The sequence below is a fragment of the Pseudoalteromonas marina genome, assembly GCF_000238335.3.
Classification (GTDB): domain Bacteria; phylum Pseudomonadota; class Gammaproteobacteria; order Enterobacterales; family Alteromonadaceae; genus Pseudoalteromonas; species Pseudoalteromonas marina.
Genome location: NZ_AHCB03000006.1, coordinates 278,931 through 299,164, shown reverse-complemented (window position 1 = coordinate 299,164; position 20,234 = coordinate 278,931). Strand labels below are relative to the sequence as shown.

General features: G+C 40.3%; 16 protein-coding genes. 6 read left to right on the top strand and 10 right to left on the bottom strand.

Annotated elements, in window-relative coordinates; all coding sequences use genetic code 11:
• The first annotated feature begins 270 nt into the window (after positions 1–270).
• From PMAN_RS10305 to yegD, 5 genes are all read left to right on the top strand, one after another.
• Positions 271–2,553 (top strand): TonB-dependent receptor, encoded by a 2,283-nt coding sequence (locus tag PMAN_RS10305; RefSeq protein WP_033018864.1) that lies wholly within the window; start codon positions 271–273, stop codon positions 2,551–2,553.
• 114 nt (positions 2,554–2,667) lie between these two features.
• Positions 2,668–2,967: a hypothetical protein gene (locus tag PMAN_RS10300; RefSeq protein ID WP_006791428.1), complete on the top strand. Its 300-nt coding sequence runs from the start codon at positions 2,668–2,670 to the stop codon at positions 2,965–2,967.
• A 57-nt stretch (positions 2,968–3,024) separates the two neighbouring features.
• Positions 3,025–3,681, top strand: a complete 657-nt coding sequence (locus tag PMAN_RS10295; protein WP_010557054.1) for an HAD family hydrolase — start codon at positions 3,025–3,027, stop codon at positions 3,679–3,681.
• A gap of 33 nt (positions 3,682–3,714) precedes the next feature.
• Positions 3,715–4,557: a DNA ligase gene (locus PMAN_RS10290; protein WP_010557055.1), complete on the top strand. Its 843-nt coding sequence runs from the start codon at positions 3,715–3,717 to the stop codon at positions 4,555–4,557.
• A 63-nt stretch (positions 4,558–4,620) separates the two neighbouring features.
• Positions 4,621–5,985, top strand: coding sequence for a molecular chaperone (yegD, locus tag PMAN_RS10285; protein WP_021032449.1), 1,365 nt, complete (start codon positions 4,621–4,623; stop codon positions 5,983–5,985).
• Positions 5,986–5,995: 10 nt separating this feature from the next.
• On the opposite strand, the gene PMAN_RS10280 is transcribed toward yegD, so the two are convergent.
• The 4 genes from PMAN_RS10280 to PMAN_RS10265 form a co-directional block, all read right to left on the bottom strand.
• On the bottom strand, positions 5,996–6,460 hold the full coding sequence (locus PMAN_RS10280; protein ID WP_006791424.1) for a methylglyoxal synthase: 465 nt from the start codon (positions 6,458–6,460) through the stop codon (positions 5,996–5,998).
• A gap of 66 nt (positions 6,461–6,526) precedes the next feature.
• Positions 6,527–7,171 carry a LysE family translocator gene (locus tag PMAN_RS10275; protein ID WP_033035729.1) on the bottom strand — a complete coding sequence of 215 codons (645 nt, stop codon included), beginning with the start codon at positions 7,169–7,171 and terminating at the stop codon, positions 6,527–6,529.
• Between the two features lie 92 nt (positions 7,172–7,263).
• A complete protein-coding gene (locus PMAN_RS10270) occupies positions 7,264–9,108 on the bottom strand; it encodes a S8 family serine peptidase (protein WP_010557058.1) in 1,845 nt (614 codons plus the stop codon).
• 184 nt (positions 9,109–9,292) lie between these two features.
• Positions 9,293–10,468: a multidrug effflux MFS transporter gene (locus PMAN_RS10265; protein ID WP_021032448.1), complete on the bottom strand. Its 1,176-nt coding sequence runs from the start codon at positions 10,466–10,468 to the stop codon at positions 9,293–9,295.
• Positions 10,469–10,650: 182 nt separating this feature from the next.
• Here PMAN_RS10265 and PMAN_RS10260 point away from each other — a divergent pair, with 182 nt between their 5' ends.
• On the top strand, positions 10,651–11,124 hold the full coding sequence (locus PMAN_RS10260; protein ID WP_006791419.1) for a hotdog fold domain-containing protein: 474 nt from the start codon (positions 10,651–10,653) through the stop codon (positions 11,122–11,124).
• 1 nt (position 11,125) lies between these two features.
• Here PMAN_RS10260 and PMAN_RS10255 read toward each other — a convergent pair whose 3' ends face one another.
• From PMAN_RS10255 to PMAN_RS10230, 6 genes are all read right to left on the bottom strand, one after another.
• On the bottom strand, positions 11,126–11,602 hold the full coding sequence (locus tag PMAN_RS10255) for a bactofilin family protein (RefSeq protein ID WP_010557060.1): 477 nt from the start codon (positions 11,600–11,602) through the stop codon (positions 11,126–11,128).
• The gene (locus tag PMAN_RS10250; RefSeq protein WP_010557061.1) at positions 11,592–12,752 is read right to left on the bottom strand and encodes a peptidoglycan DD-metalloendopeptidase family protein; all 1,161 of its coding nucleotides are present in this window, start codon (positions 12,750–12,752) and stop codon (positions 11,592–11,594) included. The genes PMAN_RS10255 and PMAN_RS10250 overlap by 11 nt, the downstream gene beginning before the upstream one ends.
• A 142-nt stretch (positions 12,753–12,894) precedes the next feature.
• Positions 12,895–14,208, bottom strand: coding sequence for a fumarylacetoacetase (gene fahA, locus PMAN_RS10245; protein ID WP_010557062.1), 1,314 nt, complete (start codon positions 14,206–14,208; stop codon positions 12,895–12,897).
• Positions 14,209–14,343: 135 nt separating this feature from the next.
• Positions 14,344–15,390, bottom strand: coding sequence for a 4-hydroxyphenylpyruvate dioxygenase (hppD, locus tag PMAN_RS10240; RefSeq protein ID WP_010557063.1), 1,047 nt, complete (start codon positions 15,388–15,390; stop codon positions 14,344–14,346).
• A gap of 306 nt (positions 15,391–15,696) precedes the next feature.
• Positions 15,697–18,450, bottom strand: a complete 2,754-nt coding sequence (locus PMAN_RS10235) for a metallophosphoesterase (RefSeq protein WP_010557064.1) — start codon at positions 18,448–18,450, stop codon at positions 15,697–15,699.
• A 175-nt stretch (positions 18,451–18,625) separates the two neighbouring features.
• Positions 18,626–20,110 (bottom strand): peptide MFS transporter, encoded by a 1,485-nt coding sequence (locus tag PMAN_RS10230; protein WP_006791412.1) that lies wholly within the window; start codon positions 20,108–20,110, stop codon positions 18,626–18,628.
• Positions 20,111–20,234 lie beyond the last annotated feature (124 nt).

Genomic DNA, 20,234 nt, shown 5'->3' with positions numbered 1-20,234 from the left:
TACATCTAAAAAGTAATAAAAAGTCGCTATCTTGTGGTTAAATGTTGCAAAAAAGTTTCAGAAATTGAAAAGTTTTATGCAGTAAAATTATTACACAGTGGTATAATCTCTTACGTTCGTTCAGCCTTATTATTTCGTTTTTGTACTCTCGATAATGAGGTCCGCGCGCATATAGCCAAGTCGCGAAAAATTGTACGAGCCCGCAATAAATACATTGCGCAACACAAAAAACCGTTGAACAAGAGTGCATACAAAAGGTTAAAACCCGACATGAAAGCAATTAAAAAATCTGCAATAGCGACAATCATTAATGCCGCACTATTATCTGCTGCTGGCACTTCTGTTTCTTCATTTGCTGCTGAAGAAGAAACGGCTAAAAAAAATAACCAATTAGAAGTTATTCAAGTTACTGCGCGTAAACGTGTAGAAAATGCTCAAGAGGTTCCTGTAGCTGTATCTGCACTGCAAGGTGATAACCTTGATGCATACAGCTCGGCAGGCATGGATATTCGTTTTATGAACGCAAAAATTCCAAGCTTGTCTATCGAATCTTCATTTGGCCGTTCTTTCCCACGTTTTTACGTACGTGGTTTAGGTAACACAGATTTCGATTTAAATGCGTCTCAACCTGTATCGTTAGTAGTTGATGAAGTTGTTCAAGAAAATGCGATTTTAAAAGGCTTTCCTGTATTTGATGTTGAACGCGTAGAAGTATTACGTGGTCCGCAAGGTACTTTATTTGGCCGTAATACGCCTGCAGGCCTTGTTAAATTTGACTCAGTTAAACCTAGCCAAGAGTTTGACGGTTACGGTGCGGTTTCATACGGTAGCCGTGGCGCTGTAGATACTGAAGGTGCTGTAGGCGGTGCGTTAACAGATCGTTTATCTGCTCGCGTTTCATTATTATGGCAAGATAAAGATGATTACATTGATAACCAAGCACCTGGTTTTGAAGCTAAAGATCAACAGGGCGGTTATACTGAAAAAGCAGCACGTATTCAGTTTTTATACGAAGGCGATGATTTTTCTGCTTTATTAAACTATCACACACGTGATTTAGATGGTTCACCTATCGCGTTTCGTGCAAATGTTATTGAGTCTGGTTCTAACGAATTAGTCGATAACTACGAGCACGATGTTGTATACCAAGATGCCGGTGCTCGTTCTACTCAACAAGTAGAATCTGAGGGTATGAGCCTAAGACTTGAATGGGATCTTGAAAACCACACTGTAACGTCTATTTCTGCATGGGAAAGCGCTGAAATATACTCTCGTGGTGATATTGACGGTGGTTACGGTGCTGTATTCCTTCCTGATTACATGGGGCCTGGCTTTATTCCTTTCCCTTCAGAAAGTGCCGATGGTATTCCTGAGCAAGATCAAATTACTCAAGAGCTTCGTTTATCAAGTAACTTTGATGGCGACTTAAACTATCAAGTAGGTGTTTTTTACTTTGACGAAGAGCTAACAATTGAAAACTTTAGCTATGATACGTTTTCATCACCTGCCGGCGCTTTAAATGGGTATGTTAAACAGCAACAAGATACAACTGCTTGGGCAGTATTTGGCTCTGTTGATTATGTTGTATCTGATGATTTAAAAATAACAGCGGGCCTTCGTTACTCTGATGATGAAAAAGACTTCTCTGCAGATCGTACACTAAGCCCTATTGGCGGTGGTGCTTTATTTATCGAGCAAGATGTTAGCGATAGCCACGTGAGCTGGGATTTATCTGCTAACTACAAAGTAAACGAAGACGTAAACTGGTACAGCCGTGTAGCTAACACATTCCGTGCACCAAGCTTGCAAGGTCGTATTTTGTTTGGTGATGAAGTAACAACCGCTGATTCTGAAACAGTGACTTCATTCGAAACAGGTATTAAATCAGACGTGCTAGACGGACAAGGTCGTGTAAATGCAACTGTGTTCTACTACACAATGAGCGATCAGCAATTGACCGCTGTAGGTGGTGGTGCAAACTTTAACCGCTTAATTAATGCAGACAAAACGACAGGCTACGGTTTTGAGTTAGACACTGAGTGGGTATTAAGCGACGAGCTTAATGCAACATTTAACTTAAGCTATAACAAAACTGAGCTTAAAGATAATGACTTAGCGGTAGCTGTGTGTGGCCAATGTACAGTGACAGATCCAACTTTCCAAGTTGCAGGTGCCTTTGGGCCTGAAGATCGTGCAATTTTAGACGGTAACAGCTTACCGCATGCACCAGAGTGGATCTCTAACTTTACGCTTCGTTACACTAAAGAGCTTGAAGATGGTGATTTCTTTGCAAACGGTGATATATCTTACCGCAGCAAAATTAACATGTTCTTATATGAATCGGTAGAGTTTGAAGGCAAGCCTTTAACTGAAGTTGGTCTTCGTGCAGGTTACAGATGGGCAGAAGGTGACTACGAATATGAAGTTGCTGGTTTTGTTCGTAACTTATTTGATGAGCAACAAGCAATAGGCGCTATCGACTTTAACAATAACACGGGTATTGTTAATGAAGAGCGTTATGTTGGTGCTGAATTTAAAGTTAAATTTTTCTAATTAATTGATTAGAAATTTACATTTAAAAGCCTGCCTTGTGCAGGCTTTTTATTTTGTGATCCCTTTTAGAGCTGTTAAAGTAGCGCATAATTGGTTTATTGATAGAGAAATATAATGGCTGGATTTTGGAATTACCGTGTGATTTTTTGTGAAGCAACAAAAGATGAAGCGGCGCAATATCAAATACACGAAGTAGAATATAACCTAAATGGTAAAGTAACTAACTGGTCAGAAACAGGCGCAGCACCGTTTGGTACAACCCTTGATGAGTTAAAAGATGACTCGGAGCGCTTAAAAACTGCTTTTGAAAAACCTGTACTTAAGGTGGTTCGTAAAGCCCGTGGCTATGAGTTAGTTGATATTGAAACCGGTGAAGAAGCTTTTGGTGAGCCGCCGGCGGGTTTAACCCAGTAATAATGAAAAAAAGGTGCTCTAGCACCTTTTTTTAGCACTTTAATTTAAGGAGAGATCATGAGCTTACAGGCCGTTTTATTTGATATGGATGGCACGCTAGTCGATTCAGAAGCGATGCATTTTGTATGTTGGAGCACATTGTTAGCGCCATTTGAGGTAAGTTATTTAGAAGATGAATTTTGTCAGCGGTTTTCAGGGCGTCCTACACTAGAAGCGGCAATTGAAATTAAAAGTGAGAATAATTTATCAGTCAGTGCTGAGTTTTTAGCTGCTGAAAAATATCGATTATTTGGTGAATACGTCAAAACGAACTTACCACCGCTTATGCCATATGTAGAACAAACGCTAAAAGCGGTTAAAAATAGTGGCTTAAAAATGGCGCTTGTCACCGGAAGTGCAACAAGCGAAGCTATGCCAATTCTAAAAGGATTAGGGTTTTATGAGCTGTTTGATACTCTTGTTACTAAAGACGATGTAATTAACCCTAAGCCTGCAGGCGACCCGTATCTACTCGCTTTAAAGCAAATAAACGTAAAGTCAGAAAATGCGATAGCCGTAGAAGATACATTTACAGGCGTAAGCGCCGCAAATAATGCAAGTTTAAGGGTGGTTGCTATTGCTAATAGCCACACCAAAGATCATGACTTTAGCAAAGCGACCTATTGCATGGGTGACCTTGATGAGTTTTGGCAATGGGTGCAATCTCAACTATAGTGTAAGTCACTATTACCTAGCTTGGATGCGCTAATGATTGCTATAAAATGGATGTTATTTATTACGGTTATTTTGTTTAGCTGCTCGGCTTATACTTCTCAGCCTTCTGTATTATTAGCCAAAGTGTATGATGAAGAAAAGCACAATGATATTAGTGCCTATTTAGTCAGCGAAAAATTTGACGGTGTAAGAGCCATATGGACGGGCACACAGTTTGTTACTCGCAAAGGGAATATAATTAATGCACCACATTGGTTTACTGCATCCCTGCCCAATACGTGGTTAGATGGCGAGCTTTGGAGCAAACGAGAACACTTTGCTGCATTAAGCGGTATAGTAAGAACTAGAATCCCAAATAACAAAGACTGGCAAGCCGTCACTTACAAGATATTTGATATGCCAGATAAAACCTTAGCTTTTAGCGAGCGTTATAAAAATTATTCCCAACTTGTTACACATATTAATCAGCCCCATATCCAAGCTGTTAATCAGCGTCGATTTAAAAATAACAAACAGCTTTCTGACTATTTTAATAACATAACTGCGCAGGGTGCAGAAGGCGTTATGTTGCACTTAGCTGATGCAAAACACAAAAGTGGACGCAGTGGTGCTTTGTTAAAGTTAAAGCCTTACCTTGATGCTGAGGCGGTTGTCATTGCTCATTTGCCGGGTAAAGGGAAATACACGGGGATGCTGGGTGCGCTCCGCGTTAAGTCAGCCTCTGGGCAGCTATTTTCAATTGGTACAGGATTTAGCGATGCACAACGTCAAAATCCACCGGCCATTGGTAGCACCGTTACCTATCGTTTTCATGGGGTGACTAAAAATGGCCTTCCTCGCTTTGCTAGCTTTTTAAGAGTGCGAGAAAGCATATAGCAATTTAAAAGTGATCTTAAATATGCTAAATTGCGCGGCCTTTTTGGTAATGTGTGGTGGTATATGTTTGTAGGTTTTGATTACGGTAGTTCAAATTGTGCTATGGGTGTAATGAACAATAATAATGTTCAGTTAGTGCCTTTAGAGCAAGGCAAGCATTACTTACCTTCTACACTTTATACGCATCACAGTGCTTTGGTGGTTGATTTTGTTGCTAAGCATTTGAAAGGAACCGCGCATGAACAAGATTTTAAATCTCAGCGCCAAGCCCTTTTAAACTCGCTGCCTCGAATTAAATCAGACCTTGATTTACAACCTTCAGATGAGACCTTATTTATTGGTCGTGAAGCAATTAGTGAATACGTTCAATTTCCTGAGGAAGGGTACTTTGTTAAGTCACCCAAATCGTTTTTTGGTGCAACCGGTTTAAAGCAAGGCCAAATTAACTTTTTTGAAGACATTGCAACGGCAATGATTTTAAAAATAAAACAACGCGCAGAGCAGTCTTTAGAAAAAGTACTTACTCAAACTGTTATTGGCCGGCCTGTAAACTTTCAGGCGTTAGGCGGTGAACAGTCGAACCAGCAAGCTGTGGGTATTTTAGAGCGAGCTGCAAAACGTGCAGGCTTTAAAGACGTTAATTTTTTATACGAACCGCTAGCAGCAGGTATCGATTACGAAAGTGATTTAACACACGATCAGAAAGTGTTGGTTATAGATATTGGTGGGGGGACCAGTGATTGTTCGTTTGTGCAAATGGGCCCAAGTTTTAGAGGAAATAGTCAGCGCGATAACGACTTTTTAGCTCACAGCGGTAAACGCGTTGGCGGAAACGATTTAGATATTGCATTGAGCTTTCATGGGTTAATGCCCTTATTAGGGCTTGGCAGCACATTTAAATCGGGATTACCTTTGCCAAATCAGCCGTTTTGGCAGGCATGTAAAATTAACGATGTTAATTTGCAAAGCCAATTTTACAGTGAAAGTCAGGCGCGTGAACTTAATGCACAGTTGCGAGATGTAAGTGCACCAGACCTATATAAACGCTTAATTCACTTACAACAAAATAAGCAAGGGCATCAACTTGTTCAACAAGGTGAAGCCGCAAAAATAGCCCTTTCGTCAACACATGACTTTAACTGTGACTTGCGCTTTTTAGATACTGAACTTAGTAAAAACTTATCTGTTCATGATTTATCGCTAGCTGTAGAAAGTAGTATTAGCCAAATAGTTACTTTGGCAAAACAAGCAATAAGTGATGCACAAACAACACCAGACGTTATTTATTTAACGGGGGGCAGTGCGCAGTCTCCTCTAATCAAAGCAGCACTTAGCGAGCACTTAGGTAATATTAATATGGTTAATGGTGACCATTTTGGTAGTGTAACTGCTGGCCTGACGAAATGGGCCAGCATGCTTTATAAGTAACTTAAAAGGCTTAAAGACTTATTTGTCGGGTTGCGAGGTATTTTTCGTAATCTGGCAAGGTACGCTCAAGCTCGTTTTCCATTAAAGGAGAGCTTAACAGCATATCAGCACTTACCTCGTTACACGCTACAGGAATATTCCACACTGCCGCTAAGCGCAGTAATGCTTTTACATCAGGGTCATGAGGCTGAGAAGCTAAAGGGTCCCAAAAAAATATTAAAACATGAATTTCATGTTCTGCTATTTTTGCGCCCAATTGTTGGTCGCCACCCATTGGGCCACTTAAAAGCTGAACAACATCAAGCCCTGTACTTTTTTGAATTAAATGCCCCGTTGTACCTGTGCCGTATAAGGTGTGCTTGCTAAGTGTATTTTTATGTTTGTCGCACCACAGCTTTAGCGCGGCTTTTTTGCCATCGTGAGCAACAAGGGCAATATTTTTCTTTGCAGGGAGAGATTGCGTTTTTTGTTCCATATTAATTCTTTTTATTTGTGCCTAAATGCTCATAGTTACACCAACTGTTAGCAAAATTTAGGAAAGTTATAATAGTAGATTAATAGCGAGGGCAATAAATATTATTCCCGTTACTCTATCAATCCAAAGTTGACTATTTGGATGCTGCCTAAAAAACTGTGCGATCTTGTCGCCAAAATAAATATACGTGCAGTCTATTGGAAAAGCAAAAATAGGGTACAGCAGGCCAAAAAATGCGAGCTGAAAAGTGGCTGATGATAAGTTCGGGTCTACAAACTGTGGAATAAATGCAATAAAAAATAAAGCGACCTTAGGGTTAAGTACCTCGGTCATCATGGCTTGAAACATCACATTAGATTTTTTAGCAGTGCTTACGTGTGGCTTATCTTCACTTTGTGTTTGTGTGGCAGTAGCTGTGTTTTTTAGCGTGCTTTTTATCATCATAAAGCCCAAATAACACAAATAAGCTGCACCTGTATATTGAACAGCACTATAGGCAGCGGGTGATGCTTTTAAAATAGCACTTAAGCCTATTACTGCAAAAAAGGTATGTACAACCCCACCTAATGCAAAACCAAACGCACTTTGCATACCCGCAGTGCGGCCATTTGCAAATGTTTGTGCCATTAAAAATGCATTCGAAGGGCCTGGGGCAACCGCCATTAAAAAACTAGCAACTAAAAAAGAGAAGAGAAAATCGGGATTAATCATTATTAGAATTGATTGTTAAATATGAGTGAGTTTATCAAGCAACTAGGTAAATAAAAAGCGGGCTGTTGCCCGCTTTTTTAAGTTACGTTTTATTAAAAAGTAACGGTTGAGTTGTTAGAGCAAGCGCTTGTGCTTTGAGCTTCACATACTTGATAGGTATATGTGCCGCCACCTTTGGTCGATATTCTATCAGTAAAGCTATTAGTATTAGCTGTACTTGTCACCTTGCTTCCGTTGCGGTAAACATCAACTTGGCTTGTTGCTGCGCCAGCCCAATTAAGGTCAACATACTTGGTGCCTTTTGATTTATAACCTGAAGCAGAAAGCGTTATGTCACCTACAGGCTCTGGGTCGGTACCACCGCCCCCATTATCATTACCTGCACAACCATTCGCAGTTAAATAGGCATCAGCATCGGCTGCTTTTACAATACCGTGTCCAAAGTAATCATCACGCCCTGTTGCGCCTTGATCTTGTGCAGTTGCCTTTAGAGCATCACGAATCTCTGTACCCGTACAGTCAGTATGATTTGACCATACAAGAGCAGCAATACCCGACACTGCAGGCGTTGCCATTGATGTACCACTCATGAATCCATAATCTGATGCGCCAATATCTATTGTAATCGTTGTGCTGCCAAGCAGTGCAGTGCGATCTTCAAATGCGGCACCCACAGCCGGAATTGTTGTATTGTTAGTATCGCCTAGTGTTGCGTAAAGCATACCAGCTTCGTTGTTAATGATAACAGCGCCTATTCCACCTGAGTTTTCACAGTTTGCTACTTTGTCATAAAAAGAAACGACACCACGGTCGATTAAACATACTTTCCCAGCAGCACCATTATCAATATTTTGTGCAGTTCCCATAAAGTACGCAGATGCTGATGCTTGACCAGTATTTTCCATTGCGGATGAAGCGTAGGGTGTGCCGTCAGCAGACATATTTGCTGCGGATGCCATGCCAGCAGGGTATGTTGAAAGCGTATCTACACCACCAGCAGTCACTTCAACACATACTGTTTCGTCAGTTGTAACACGTCTACCTTTGCCTGATGAGCAGCTTGGAAATTGTGAAAAGTCAGCAATTTGATTATCTGCATCATTTGCGCCTACCATCATAACTGATGGATAGCCAGCTGGATATGAACGAACGTTATTGCCATCGTTACCTGCCGCTGCAACTACAAGGCCTCCAGCGTTAGTGAAATCAGCAAAAGCGTTTGACTCAGTACTATTTGAGCCACCACCACCTAAACTCATGCTGATAATATTTGCACCTGCCTGAGAACATAAGTTAGCAGCTTGTGCTAAGTCTGATGAATAACCCCAGCCAGATTCGTTAAACACTTTTATGATGTGCATAGCAACGCCTGGTGCCATGCCTACAACACCTAAGTTGTTATCTGCAGCGCCTATGGTACCCGCCACATGAGTACCGTGTGGTCCGCCATTATCGAACCAGTTACCTGTGCCGCTGTCATTATCGCCAGTGATATTTCCCCAAATGAAATCAGGGTTTGTGCTGTCTAAACCAGAGTCAATAACACATACTTTCATACCCGCATTTGCGTCAAATGTTACCTGATCAGCTTGAGATTGATAAACAGCATACGGTGTAATTTGTTGTTGCATTGCATTGCCAGCGTCATCATTGAATAATGATAAAGGAACACGTTTTTGGTCTTCTTCAATAAGTTTTATGTGAGGGTTATTTAGCAAACCTTTTAAGCTTGCTAAATCGTGACCAGTAAATTTAGCGGCAATAAACCCATTACCGTCAACTTTTATATCACCACCGAGTTTTTTAGTAAGTGCTTTTACTACACCTTTTTTGTTGTTATCGACTTGAATTATGAAACGTTCGTTTTGTGCACTTGCATTACCTGCAGTACATAGACCAGATAAAATTAATGCTAAGGCAAGTTTGTTTTTTTTCATTTTTACATCCTAGAATTATTTTGTTAACCACCTGTTAACTTAATTTAACGATAGAGCAGTTGTACCTAGATTGCAACAGTGAATTGTTAATAAAAACGAAATAATTCTGATTGGGTAATTAATGTGCAGTGAAAGGGGGTAAATAAAAATTACTTACCCATTAATGATGAATTTTTGTTGGGGGTTATGAAAACTGCGCTTTGCGAAGCAATAAATAGCTAAAAGGGACCAATAATAAAAAGTGGACGCCAATTAATATAGGGGTCTGCAACTGTAAAAATTGAGTAATAAATACCAGCAAACTTGCCCCACTCATTTGCATTGCACCAAGCAACGCTGAAGCTGTGCCCGCTTGTTTAGGAAACAAGCTTAATGCTCTACCTGCTGCAGAGCCAAGAGTTAGCGCAAAACCAAATGCAGCCACAAACATGGGGATCATTAACGCCAAAGCCGATTTATATTGGCTAAACAGGAGCATAAGTAATCCCGAGCCAACCAATAGCAGTAACCCTATTTTTAAAGCGCGTTTGGGGTGGCGTTTAATGTACAGTGGCATAATAAAACTGGCAATAATGCTTAAAACGGCATTTAGTGAAAACCAAAATGTAAAATTAGCTACGCTTCCGCCAAGCTCAGTAATTATCCAGCCAGGTGCTAGGGTGACAAACACTAAAATAACCGACATAGTAACCATGCAAAGCAAGCTATTAAATAAAAATAGTGGCGTTGAAATAATAGGTATAAAGCGTCTTAAATCGAGAATATGTCCCTGATAAACGCTATCAGCTGGTCGTGTTTCTCTAAAAAAGAAAAACGTAACAATAAAGCCTACCAATGCAAACCCAGTTAAAAATAAGAAGTTCATTTCCCAGCCAAACTTAACAGTTAACCAAGCACCTAAAATGGGCGCTAACGCAGGAATAAAGCACACAATGCCATTTAAGTAAGTAATAATTTGGCCGCTACGTTCGCTACCAAATTTATCTCTTACAATAGCGAAAGCGACAACAAATGTGGCGCATGCACCTAACCCTTGTAATGCACGAGCAGAAAGTAATACTTCAAACGAAGGGGCACAGTAAGCAAGTAACGCAGAGCCTGCATATAAGCTAATACCTACTAATGCGACAGGCTTTCGGCCAAATCTATCTGCTAATGGCCCTGCAATTAATTGACCTAGTCCAACGGTTAACATAAAAATGGCAACAGTTTGCTGCACTTGTTGCTCAGTCACCAAAAATTGCTCTGCTATGGTAGGAAAAGCGGGCAGATAAATATCAATAGCCATAGGGCAAAAAATAACGAGCAACGCTAAGATAAGTAATAAAGTTAGATTAGGTTTTGCGGGCTGTGTATGCATTGAGTCTCCTTTTTCGCGTATTTTAGGGGGGCACTCGTAAAAAAGAAAGGGCTTTTGGCCTATGCATACGTCGTCATTCGTATTTTTTGTTAAACACATAATAAAAGCAGTAATTAAAACGGCTTTTTTAAACTGGTCTGATGTGTTAGCGTTAATAAAGTAACTGTAACTGGATAATAAAAATGGCAAATCAATCACCACTAGTTAAAACGTGGCATAAATTTAAAAACTTACCCTTTGGCAATTGGCTTTTTACTAAAGCTGTTTGTTTTAAAGCACCTTACTTTGGCTCAATGAAGCCCTATGTATTAGATCTGCGAGAAGGGCACTGTAGTGCTGTTGTTAAAAATCGTCGTAGTGTTCATAACCACATTGGAACCATTCATGCAATTGCGCAGTGTAATTTGGCTGAGTTATGTGCAGGGGTGATGGTTGACGCGACTGTACCGGTAAAAACCCATCGTTGGATACCAAAGGGAATGACCGTGCAATATTTGGCAAAGGTTGATACAGACGTTACGGCTATTGCTGAAATTGATTTACCACGCCAGTGGATTGATAAAGAAGACTTAGTAGTACCAGTGAAGCTTTATAATACCCGCAACGAACTCGTATTCACTGCAGATATTACAATGTATATTACTGAGAAAAAATAGCCTACCGCTCGCTTTTATCCGTGGCTTGTTTATTTACAAACGACAAGCCGCTGTCATCTTCTTCAATCAGTGTTTTAACTTCTTTTTCAGTTGGTTCAGCAGTTAACTCTACTGTCTCTTTTTCAGTGCGTTGCTTTAAGTTGCCTTCAATTATAGCGCCAGCATCTATACTCAATGAATCATGAAATACGTCGCCATGGACGTGAGCACCACTTTGTATTTTTACTTCGCTTGCATTGATAGAACCAATAACAGTGCCTTTAACAACAATGCCTACTGCTTCAACAATTCCTTCAACTACACCGGAGGAGCCTATAACTAACTGCTCGGCTTTTATGTCGCCATCTATGCGGCCATCAAGCTGAACCTCACCTTGGCTTATTAAAGTGCCAGTAAGGCGCACATCTTCAGAAATAATAGAGGGGGTATGATTAACCTTTCTTAGATTAGTACTTGTTGATTTTTTTCTACCGAACACGAGAAAGCGCCTTTGTTATTTTTAGAGGATTGACTTGTTCGCCATTAACCAATACTTCGTAGTGTAAATGAGTGCTAGTACTTCTACCAGTGCTCCCCATTAAACCAATTACATCGTGTTTGGCAATGTGCTGGCCTTTTTTTACTTTTATTTTATTTAAATGACCAAAGCGAGTTACTAGGCCATTTTTGTGTTCAAGTTCAATAAAGTTACCATATCCGCCATTACGCCCTGCACGAAGAACCACAGCGTCGGCCGGAGCAAAAATTTCGGTTTTGTGCCAACCCGCTAAGTCTACGCCTTTGTGAAATGCTCGGCGATTATTCATTGGGTCTTTACGTAAGCCAAAGCTACTTGAAATATAATATTTTGCAGCGGGTAAGGGCAGGGTGTTAGGTAATTCAGTTAATAAATTTTCTAGATTATTTAACGCGACTAACTTATCAACTATAGCCAAAAAATGACCGGGTATATTTGTTTCATCGAATACATCAAACGGGCCACCTTGAGCAATATGCAAAGAGTTAATTGCTAGGTGTTCTTCCAAAGCGGCATCAAGGCCTGCGCCTTTAAGCATGGCTAAAATAGCGTTATGTCGTTCGTTTATTTTTTTGTCTAGGTAATTAAAGCTTTGTTCGTATTGCTCATTTAAATGTGCCAAACGTGTTTCAAAACTAATAGGCTTACCTAAATTAACTTGCTTAGCATTTGGGTCTTCATCAACTAAGGGGTCATGAAATTCGCTTTTATTTTCGTTAATAGGTGACTCAAGCTCTTCACCTAACTGAATAACGTCTTGACTGATTGAAGCAGGTAAAGATTCGATCATGCTTTGAAGTAGCGCTTGTTTTTGTTCAAGAGTTACTAGCTGTTTGAGTTGTTGCTCGTGAAGACGTTGTTGCTCGCTAACTTTTTGTTCCCATAGTGCTTGTTTGTTAAGCTGATTTTTTTCTATGTCAGAGATATGGTTAGTTTGTGTGTATACACGAAAGCTAGAAATGCTCACCCAGACAAGTGTTGCTAAAATAAGCACTATTGCAAAAAGTTGTAACCAAGGCGCTAAAACAACATGCTTAACCTCGCCATTTTGACGAATAAGGAGTTGGCGAGCTGGAAAAAGTTTTTTGTAAGACTTTATAAATACTGACATGGCATATAAACACTGGCTACTAACCGGAATAATGTATCAATCTGAGCTTAAAAAGCCAGAAAAAAATTGTAACTGTTCAAAAATTAATAAAAAAGGGCTGCTTTTAAAAGCAGCCCTTTCATTTAAGTATGCTTGATTGAGATTATTTTGCGGCTAAAACCGTGCTTTCAACTGAACCAAAACCAATACGCGCAAAGCCTTCTTTTTCACACCAGCCGCGCATAATAACGTTATCGCCATCTTCTAAAAAGCTGCGTTGTTCGCCATTGCTTAGCGTTATCTTTTCTTTACCGCCACGAGATAGCTCCAGCAAAGAGCCCGCTTCTTCATGTGTTGGGCCCGATTGCGTACCCGAACCCAGCATATCACCCGGCATAAAGTTACACCCGTTAACTGTGTGGTGAGTTACCATTTGAGCTACAGTCCAGTAAGAGTGCTTAAAGCTAGAGGTAGATACGCGGGTGGGAGAGTGCCCTTCGCTACGCATCTTTTCGGTTTGAATTTTTACATCCATTTGAATATCAAATGCACCTTGCTCGCGATTAGCGGCAGATTCTAGATATTCCATAGGTTGAGGATCGTTTTCATCACGGGTCCAACTTGTTCTGTACGGTGCGAGTGCTTCTGTTGTAACAATCCAAGGAGACACTGTTGATGCAAAGTTTTTCGCTAAAAACGGACCTAATGGTTGGTATTCCCAAGCTTGTAAGTCGCGGGCAGACCAGTCGTTAAATACACAAAAACCAAATACATGGTTTTCTGCATTTTCGATTGCAATTGCATCGCCAAGCGCATTTCCTTTACCTAAGTAAATGCCAAGCTCTAGCTCGTAATCAAGGCGTTTACATGGGCCGAATGAGGGTACATCGGCATCAGGTGCTTTAGTTTGTCCTTTAGGACGGTGAAATGTTTGCCCAGACACATCAATAGATGAAGAGCGGCCATGGTAACCAATCGGTACCCATTTATAGTTTGGCAATAGTGGGTTATCAGGGCGAAATAAACTACCTACTGCCGTTGCATGATAAATAGAGGTGTAAAAGTCGGTGTAGTCACCAATACGACATGGTAATGAAAATTCAATTTCAGCTTGCGATATTAATACGCTCGCAATATCTTTTTGACATTCAGCGCCTTCGCGTAATGCTTTTGAAAGGGCTAAACGAAGTGCTGACCAGTATTGCTGCCCTAAACCCATAAATGTATTTAGCGTTGACTCGCTCGCTGCATCGAGTGCTATTTTAGCGTCGCCTGTAAATATATTTAGCTCATTTAGTTTTGCAAGGTCGATAACCTGATCACCTATCGCAACACCGCCACGAAATACTTCGTTAGTGCCTTTGCGACGAAACTCGGCAAATGGTAAGTTTTGAATAGGGAAGTCGCAATTGGCAACATTCGCTGACTCTACCCAGCTTGTTAAATTAATATCATGGGTTTCGTTAATTAGGCTCATTACATTTCCTTTGGTTTAACTGTATGGCAACAATGGAGTATTTATTTAAGCATACTTGCACTTTAAGCCATACATTTTAAATATTAAAACGACAAAAAGCAGCGAAGGTCGCTGCTTTTAATTTACTCAAAAAGATTATAAAACGCCGCGGCGCTCTTGATCGCGTTCAATTGATTCAAATAACGCTTGGAAATTACCCTCACCAAAACCGCCATCATCAACGCGTTGAATCATCTCTATAAAAATTGGGCCAAATAAGTTTTTAGAGAAAATTTGTAGTAGGTAACAATTTTCGCTTTGGCTATCAACCAGTATTTGGTGTTCGCGAATTTTGTCTTTGTCTTCTTTTACCCACGGCACACGGTCGAAAATGGTGTCGTAGTATTCAGGGATAATATCTAGCGTTGCAATAGTTGATTTATCTAGCTTGTCTAGCGAGCTAACTAAATCATCAGTTAAAAATGCTAAATGTTGAACGCCTGGGCCATTGTACTCACCTAAGTATTCGTCAATTTGGTTGTTGTCGTTGCCTTTACCTTCATTGATTGGAATTGAGAAGGTGCCACATGGAGATTTAAGCGCATATGAAATTAGCGCCGTTTTTTGACCTTTAATGTCAAAGTAACGTACTTCTGTAAAACCAAACACATCTTTATAAAAGTTTGCCCATGTTTCCATTGTGCCTTTATAAACATTATTAGTTAGGTGGTCGATGCGCTTAAAGCCTTTGTCTTCAACAACCGTTTGCGTTGCTAAATCTTCAAAGTCACTTTCATAAATGGTGCCTTTATCGCCAAATTGGTCAATAAAGTAAATTAGGCTATCGCCAATACCGTAAATTGCAGGGTAAGGAAGGTTTTTGTGTGTAGAATCGGTTGCAGGTTTTGCACCGCGCTCTACTGCAGTTTCAAATGCTTTTTGTGCGTCTTCTACACGCCACCCCATTGAACAAATTGCAGGGCCATGGCTTTTAGCAAATTCAGCAGAAAAACCTTCACGCTCGTTGTTCAGTAAAAAGTGAATGTCGTTTTGGTTGTAATAAACAATGTCTTTACCTTTAAACTTTTTAAGCTTTGAAAAGCCAAAGTCAGTAAATACTTTATCCATGTAATCTGCATCAGGCGTGGCGTATTCAGTAAACTCAATACCGACTAAACCTAAATAGTTATTTACTTCACTCATTTTAATTACTCCCACAATTTAAGCACTGTGATTATTTGTTGTTTTGTTAATGGCAAGATAATTAACCAGAATTAGATTTAGGGGAAGAGCAGCCAGGTATTTAGTAATTGAGTGGTGTGTAAATTTTATAGGACGTTTGTGGCCAAGTTGTTTTGAGTCAATACAGTAGAAAATTTTTTACGTTGTAAAAGTAAGCAGTTTTAGTGGCTGTTTTTTTATTAAGCTTATGAATTATAGTAATAAAAAAGAGAGTTTAAGTAGCTAAACTCTCTTTTTTGAAGTGGTATGAAACAGGGGTAAGTGTAATTAATTGTTTACACTTTTGGCATGTTCACCAAAAAACTTGCTTCGCTGTTGTAACCACACGTTTGGTTTTATTTCAGGCGCAGCTTGGTAATGGCGTTCAATGGTTTGATTAAGTACGCGTGTTGCTTGCTCATAAGTGAGTTTTTGCTGCGCATTACCTAAGCTTTTTATTTCGTCGCGGCTCATTGCACGGCCGGCATAAAGCATGGCATTTAAGTAGCCAGGCTCGGTTTCAAAGTTGTCATCATTAAACAGCAGCACTGCGTCTTTGAGTGCCCAGCGGTTGTTTATTTCTCCATCTTCCTTTACACCCACTAGTTCGCCATCTATGTACACTTCAAATACGCCATTGGTAGGTGCAGTATAAAATACTAAAGCGACACGATGCCAAGAGTCTGGTTGTGTATTGCCAAAATAGCCGCTGTCGCTGGTTGATTTACCATAACCACCACTTGGGTCAATAAATATGTCGGCATCGTCGGTTAAGTAGTTAACGGTATCCGCTTGAACAACCGCACGGTAAATATCTTGGCCTTCTGCTGGCCAGTATAAATCCATTACAAGTGTGTAGTCTGAAACCATGCCATCAGCGGCATAATCGCCGTTAGCGGGTGTGTTTAAGTTAATATGTAGGCCTTCGGTTGGTGCATGCCTTGAAAATGCCATTACACCTGACGGCCCATCACTCAAATCACTAATGCCCAGTTCGGTAGTGGTTTTATATTGAGTTTCTTCTGGGCCCCAGTCTTTTTCTTCAGGATCGAAGTAACTGAGTACTGAAGGTCCAAAATCTGCTGTAAGTGGGCTTGCTGCATTATCAAAATTCCATACCGTTATGTTTTCTTCGTTTGTACATGAAAACAGTTGACTGTTGGTATCTAGGTATAAGCACTGGCTTGTTCTAAATCGGGCGTACTGATCTAGTAACCACCATGCTTCGGCAATGGGTTCTACGTTTGAAAATGTGACACCATTAAAAAATAATTCAGGGTTAAGCGCTGCGCCTTTAAATAAAGCGACATCATAATTGCTGGTTGCTTGAATGTTATCCGGTGTAAGTAAAAACCAGTCCGGTTGGCTTGCATACATAGACGTTAAGTCTGTACCTGTTACTGTCACTTTATATATTGCGTTAAAACCGGGTGTATTTGAAGGCTGTCTTTCTACGTAAAATGCTTCGTGAAAATCTTCTTGTGTGAGCGTGCCGGGTGTCCAACGTTTTTGAACCAGTTCGGGGTTTAAAAGTGCAGCTGTGATTGAACTTTCGTGTTGCGCGGCTAATGCTGTTATTTCAGCTAACTCAATTGCACTAGGGTAGTTTTCTGAAATAGCTATTTCGGTTTGTGCATCAGGCGCGTAACGGCCCATAATTTCATCAATGGCTTGCTTTGTTGGTTCATCACGTTCAGTAATAGTTTCAGTGGCAATCGTTTGATAGTTCACAACAGGTGATGTTTTATCAGCTAAATTAAACTCAAGTGTTAAGTCGGTTATCCCTTTTGCATAAAAGTCAGGTTGAATAACAATGGCGCCATTTTCTAGTGTATCAAAGCTTTCGCCGCCATGGGTATGGCCCCCTAATACTAAATCAATACCTGCAACGTCAGTTGCCATATCTGTGTCTAGGCCTACTCCTAGATGGCTTAGCATTACCATGTAATCAACATCATCACGGTATTGGTTTACAATGCTTTGTGCGACTTGTTGCCACTCCCAGCTCATTTTAAATTGTTTTATAAAATCTGGGATTGGATCGTCTTGCTGTGGCTCATCTAATTCATTCCATGGCACCGACGTCATGCCAAATACACCTAAGGTAACACAGCCCACTTGCACTTTTGCAAAGCTCACAGCGGCAAAATCTTGAAGTTGCTCCCCTTCATAGCGAGTGTTACTTGCAAGCACAATCGCTTTATCATCTTGCGAATAGCTCAGTAGCTTTTCAGGCCCCCATGCATAGTCGTGGTTTCCCACAACACGAATGTCAAACTGCATCGCTTTAATGGCTTCTTCGGTTGCTGTACCTTGTGAAAGTTGCTCTGCTACCGTGCCTTTTTCATAATCGTCACCACCATTGGTAAATAGGGTATGTGGTGTTTGGTTGGCGACTTGATTGTAATAGGCTTTAATACGGCTAAAGTATTGTTCCTGATACCCAAAACGAGCATGTAAGTCTGCTACATGAACAAAGCGTACCGATTGTGTTGTTGCGCTCGCTTCACATGTTGGACCAATATCGGCGAATGCTTCTTTACGCTGCATTTGAATTGCATACGTGCCGACTTGATTCACTTGTGCACTGACATAATCATCGCTTACGGTTGAGTTAGTAATCGTTTCCCACCTATTTAGGCCTAACTGTCTGGCTATGAATAATTGCCCACCGAGTACATAGTCTTCAGGTATTTTTATTCTAATGGTAAAGGAGTCTGAAAATGAAATGTCAGGGTCGGGTATAAGGGTGTGTAAATCAGAGATAATGTTTAACTGTGCGTTGGCATCATCTAGCGTCGTTTTTTCGTAAGTGATTTCGCTATTTGATGAAGCTATATTCGCAGGGATAATTAATTCAAACCCCCCGTTATCTAACGTTGAGTTTAAGCCGTTAGCAGCAGTTAAAGGAAGTAGGGTTGGCTCGGGTTCAACAGGATCATTTGGGTTAACCGTTACTGCATCACTCGCACCACCGCATGCACTTAACATAAAGAGCAAAAATGGTATTGCAGCTATTTTTAATAACTTGTCCAATAACATATACAGCAGTCCTCGGGTGTCTAATTTAACAATTTATTAATGCATAATATCAGTTAAAAGTATGGGAGCATAGCTGTATAAAAATGCCCCCATAACAATTATGGGGGCATTTTTTATTTGTTACTACATTTAGAATATGCAGTAAATAATTATTAGTACAAAAGGATTAACCGAATTAGGTCTCTAATCCTTGTTTTTCCCATATTTTCGCTTTAAAGCTCATAAGCACTAAAACAATACCTACACCAATGCTAAATAATGCAATTTGTAAGTATAGGGTAGGGATTTCTTGAACGTTATTTGGATCAAAGTTACCAGCAAGTAAACCTGCGATAATATTACCAATAGAGTAAGTTAAAACAAACACACCCATCATTTGACCCGTATAGCGACGCGGCGATAACTTGCTTACTGCACTTAATGCAACAGGGCTTAAACAAAGCTCACCCACTGTGTGTAAAAAGTACGTAGTAACCAACCAGTAAGGCGCTACTTTTAAGCCTTCTGCTGCATAATGTGCTGCCATAAACATGACTAAAAAGCCTGAGGCCATGATGATCAGGCCAAATGCACATTTTACGCTGTAAGTAGGCGATATCATTTTTTTAGATAGGTTTATCCAAAGCGCAGCAAAAAATGGCGATAAAACAATAATAAATAGTGAATTTAAAGATTGAAACCATGTAGTTGGAATTTCAAAAGTACCTATAAGTCGGTCGGTGTAATCGCGGGCAAATAGGTTTAATGAAGAACCTGCTTGCTCAAAACCAGACCAAAAACATGCAGAGGCAACACACACTAAAAATAGTGCCCACATTCTTTGTTTTTCTTCGCCTGTTAATTTACCTTTAAAATAAATCAGGCCAAAGTACACAAAGAATATAATAGTAAATGCAACAGCTGTATAACCGGCTACAACCGAAGGGTTTATAATGATAGCACCCGTCATAGCGGCTATGGTAACGCCCGCAACAACAGCTACAAATAATGCGATAGCACCCCATGTACGTGAAGTGCCTTTAGCGCTTAATGGATTAGCAGGTAAAGCGCTGTGCTCTGGTAAGTTATTAAGGGTAATTTTGTATTGTACTAAACCAATGGCCATACCAACAGCTGCTGCACCAAATGCCCAGTGCCAACCTACGTTCTCCATAAAGTAACCACATACGTAGTAACCTATTAAAGAACCCATGTTAATACCCATGTAATAAATAGCGTAACCGCCATCACGACGCTCATCAGCATCGCTGTATAACTGGCCTACCATTGCACTGATATTTGGCTTGAGTAAGCCCGTACCTGTTGCAACAAAAATTAAACCAATAAAAAATGAATATTCATGTGGAACGGCCAAAATAATGTGGCCACACATAATGATAATACCACCGTACCAAACCGCTTTTTGGCCGCCAAATAATCTATCCGCTAACCAACCGCCAGGTAAGCCTAAAAAGTATACCGCACCTGTGTACAAACCATAAATTGCAGCCGCTGATGCAACCGTAAAGCCAAGGCCTTCTTGTTGTAAGCTTGCTGTCATGAATAATACGAGCATAGCTCGCATACCGTAATAACTCATTCGTTCCCACATTTCAGTGAAGAACAATGTCGAAAGTCCTTTAGGGTGGCCAAACCAGCCACTATCTGGAGCTGAACTCATATTTACTTCCTAACTTAAAGAATTGTTGTGATGGCCTTATAATTTTTTGCTTTAGCTCAGTTAGCCTGTTTATAAGGTTAAAGTGCTCGACCACCAGTATATTATTTGTATCTAAGATAATGAT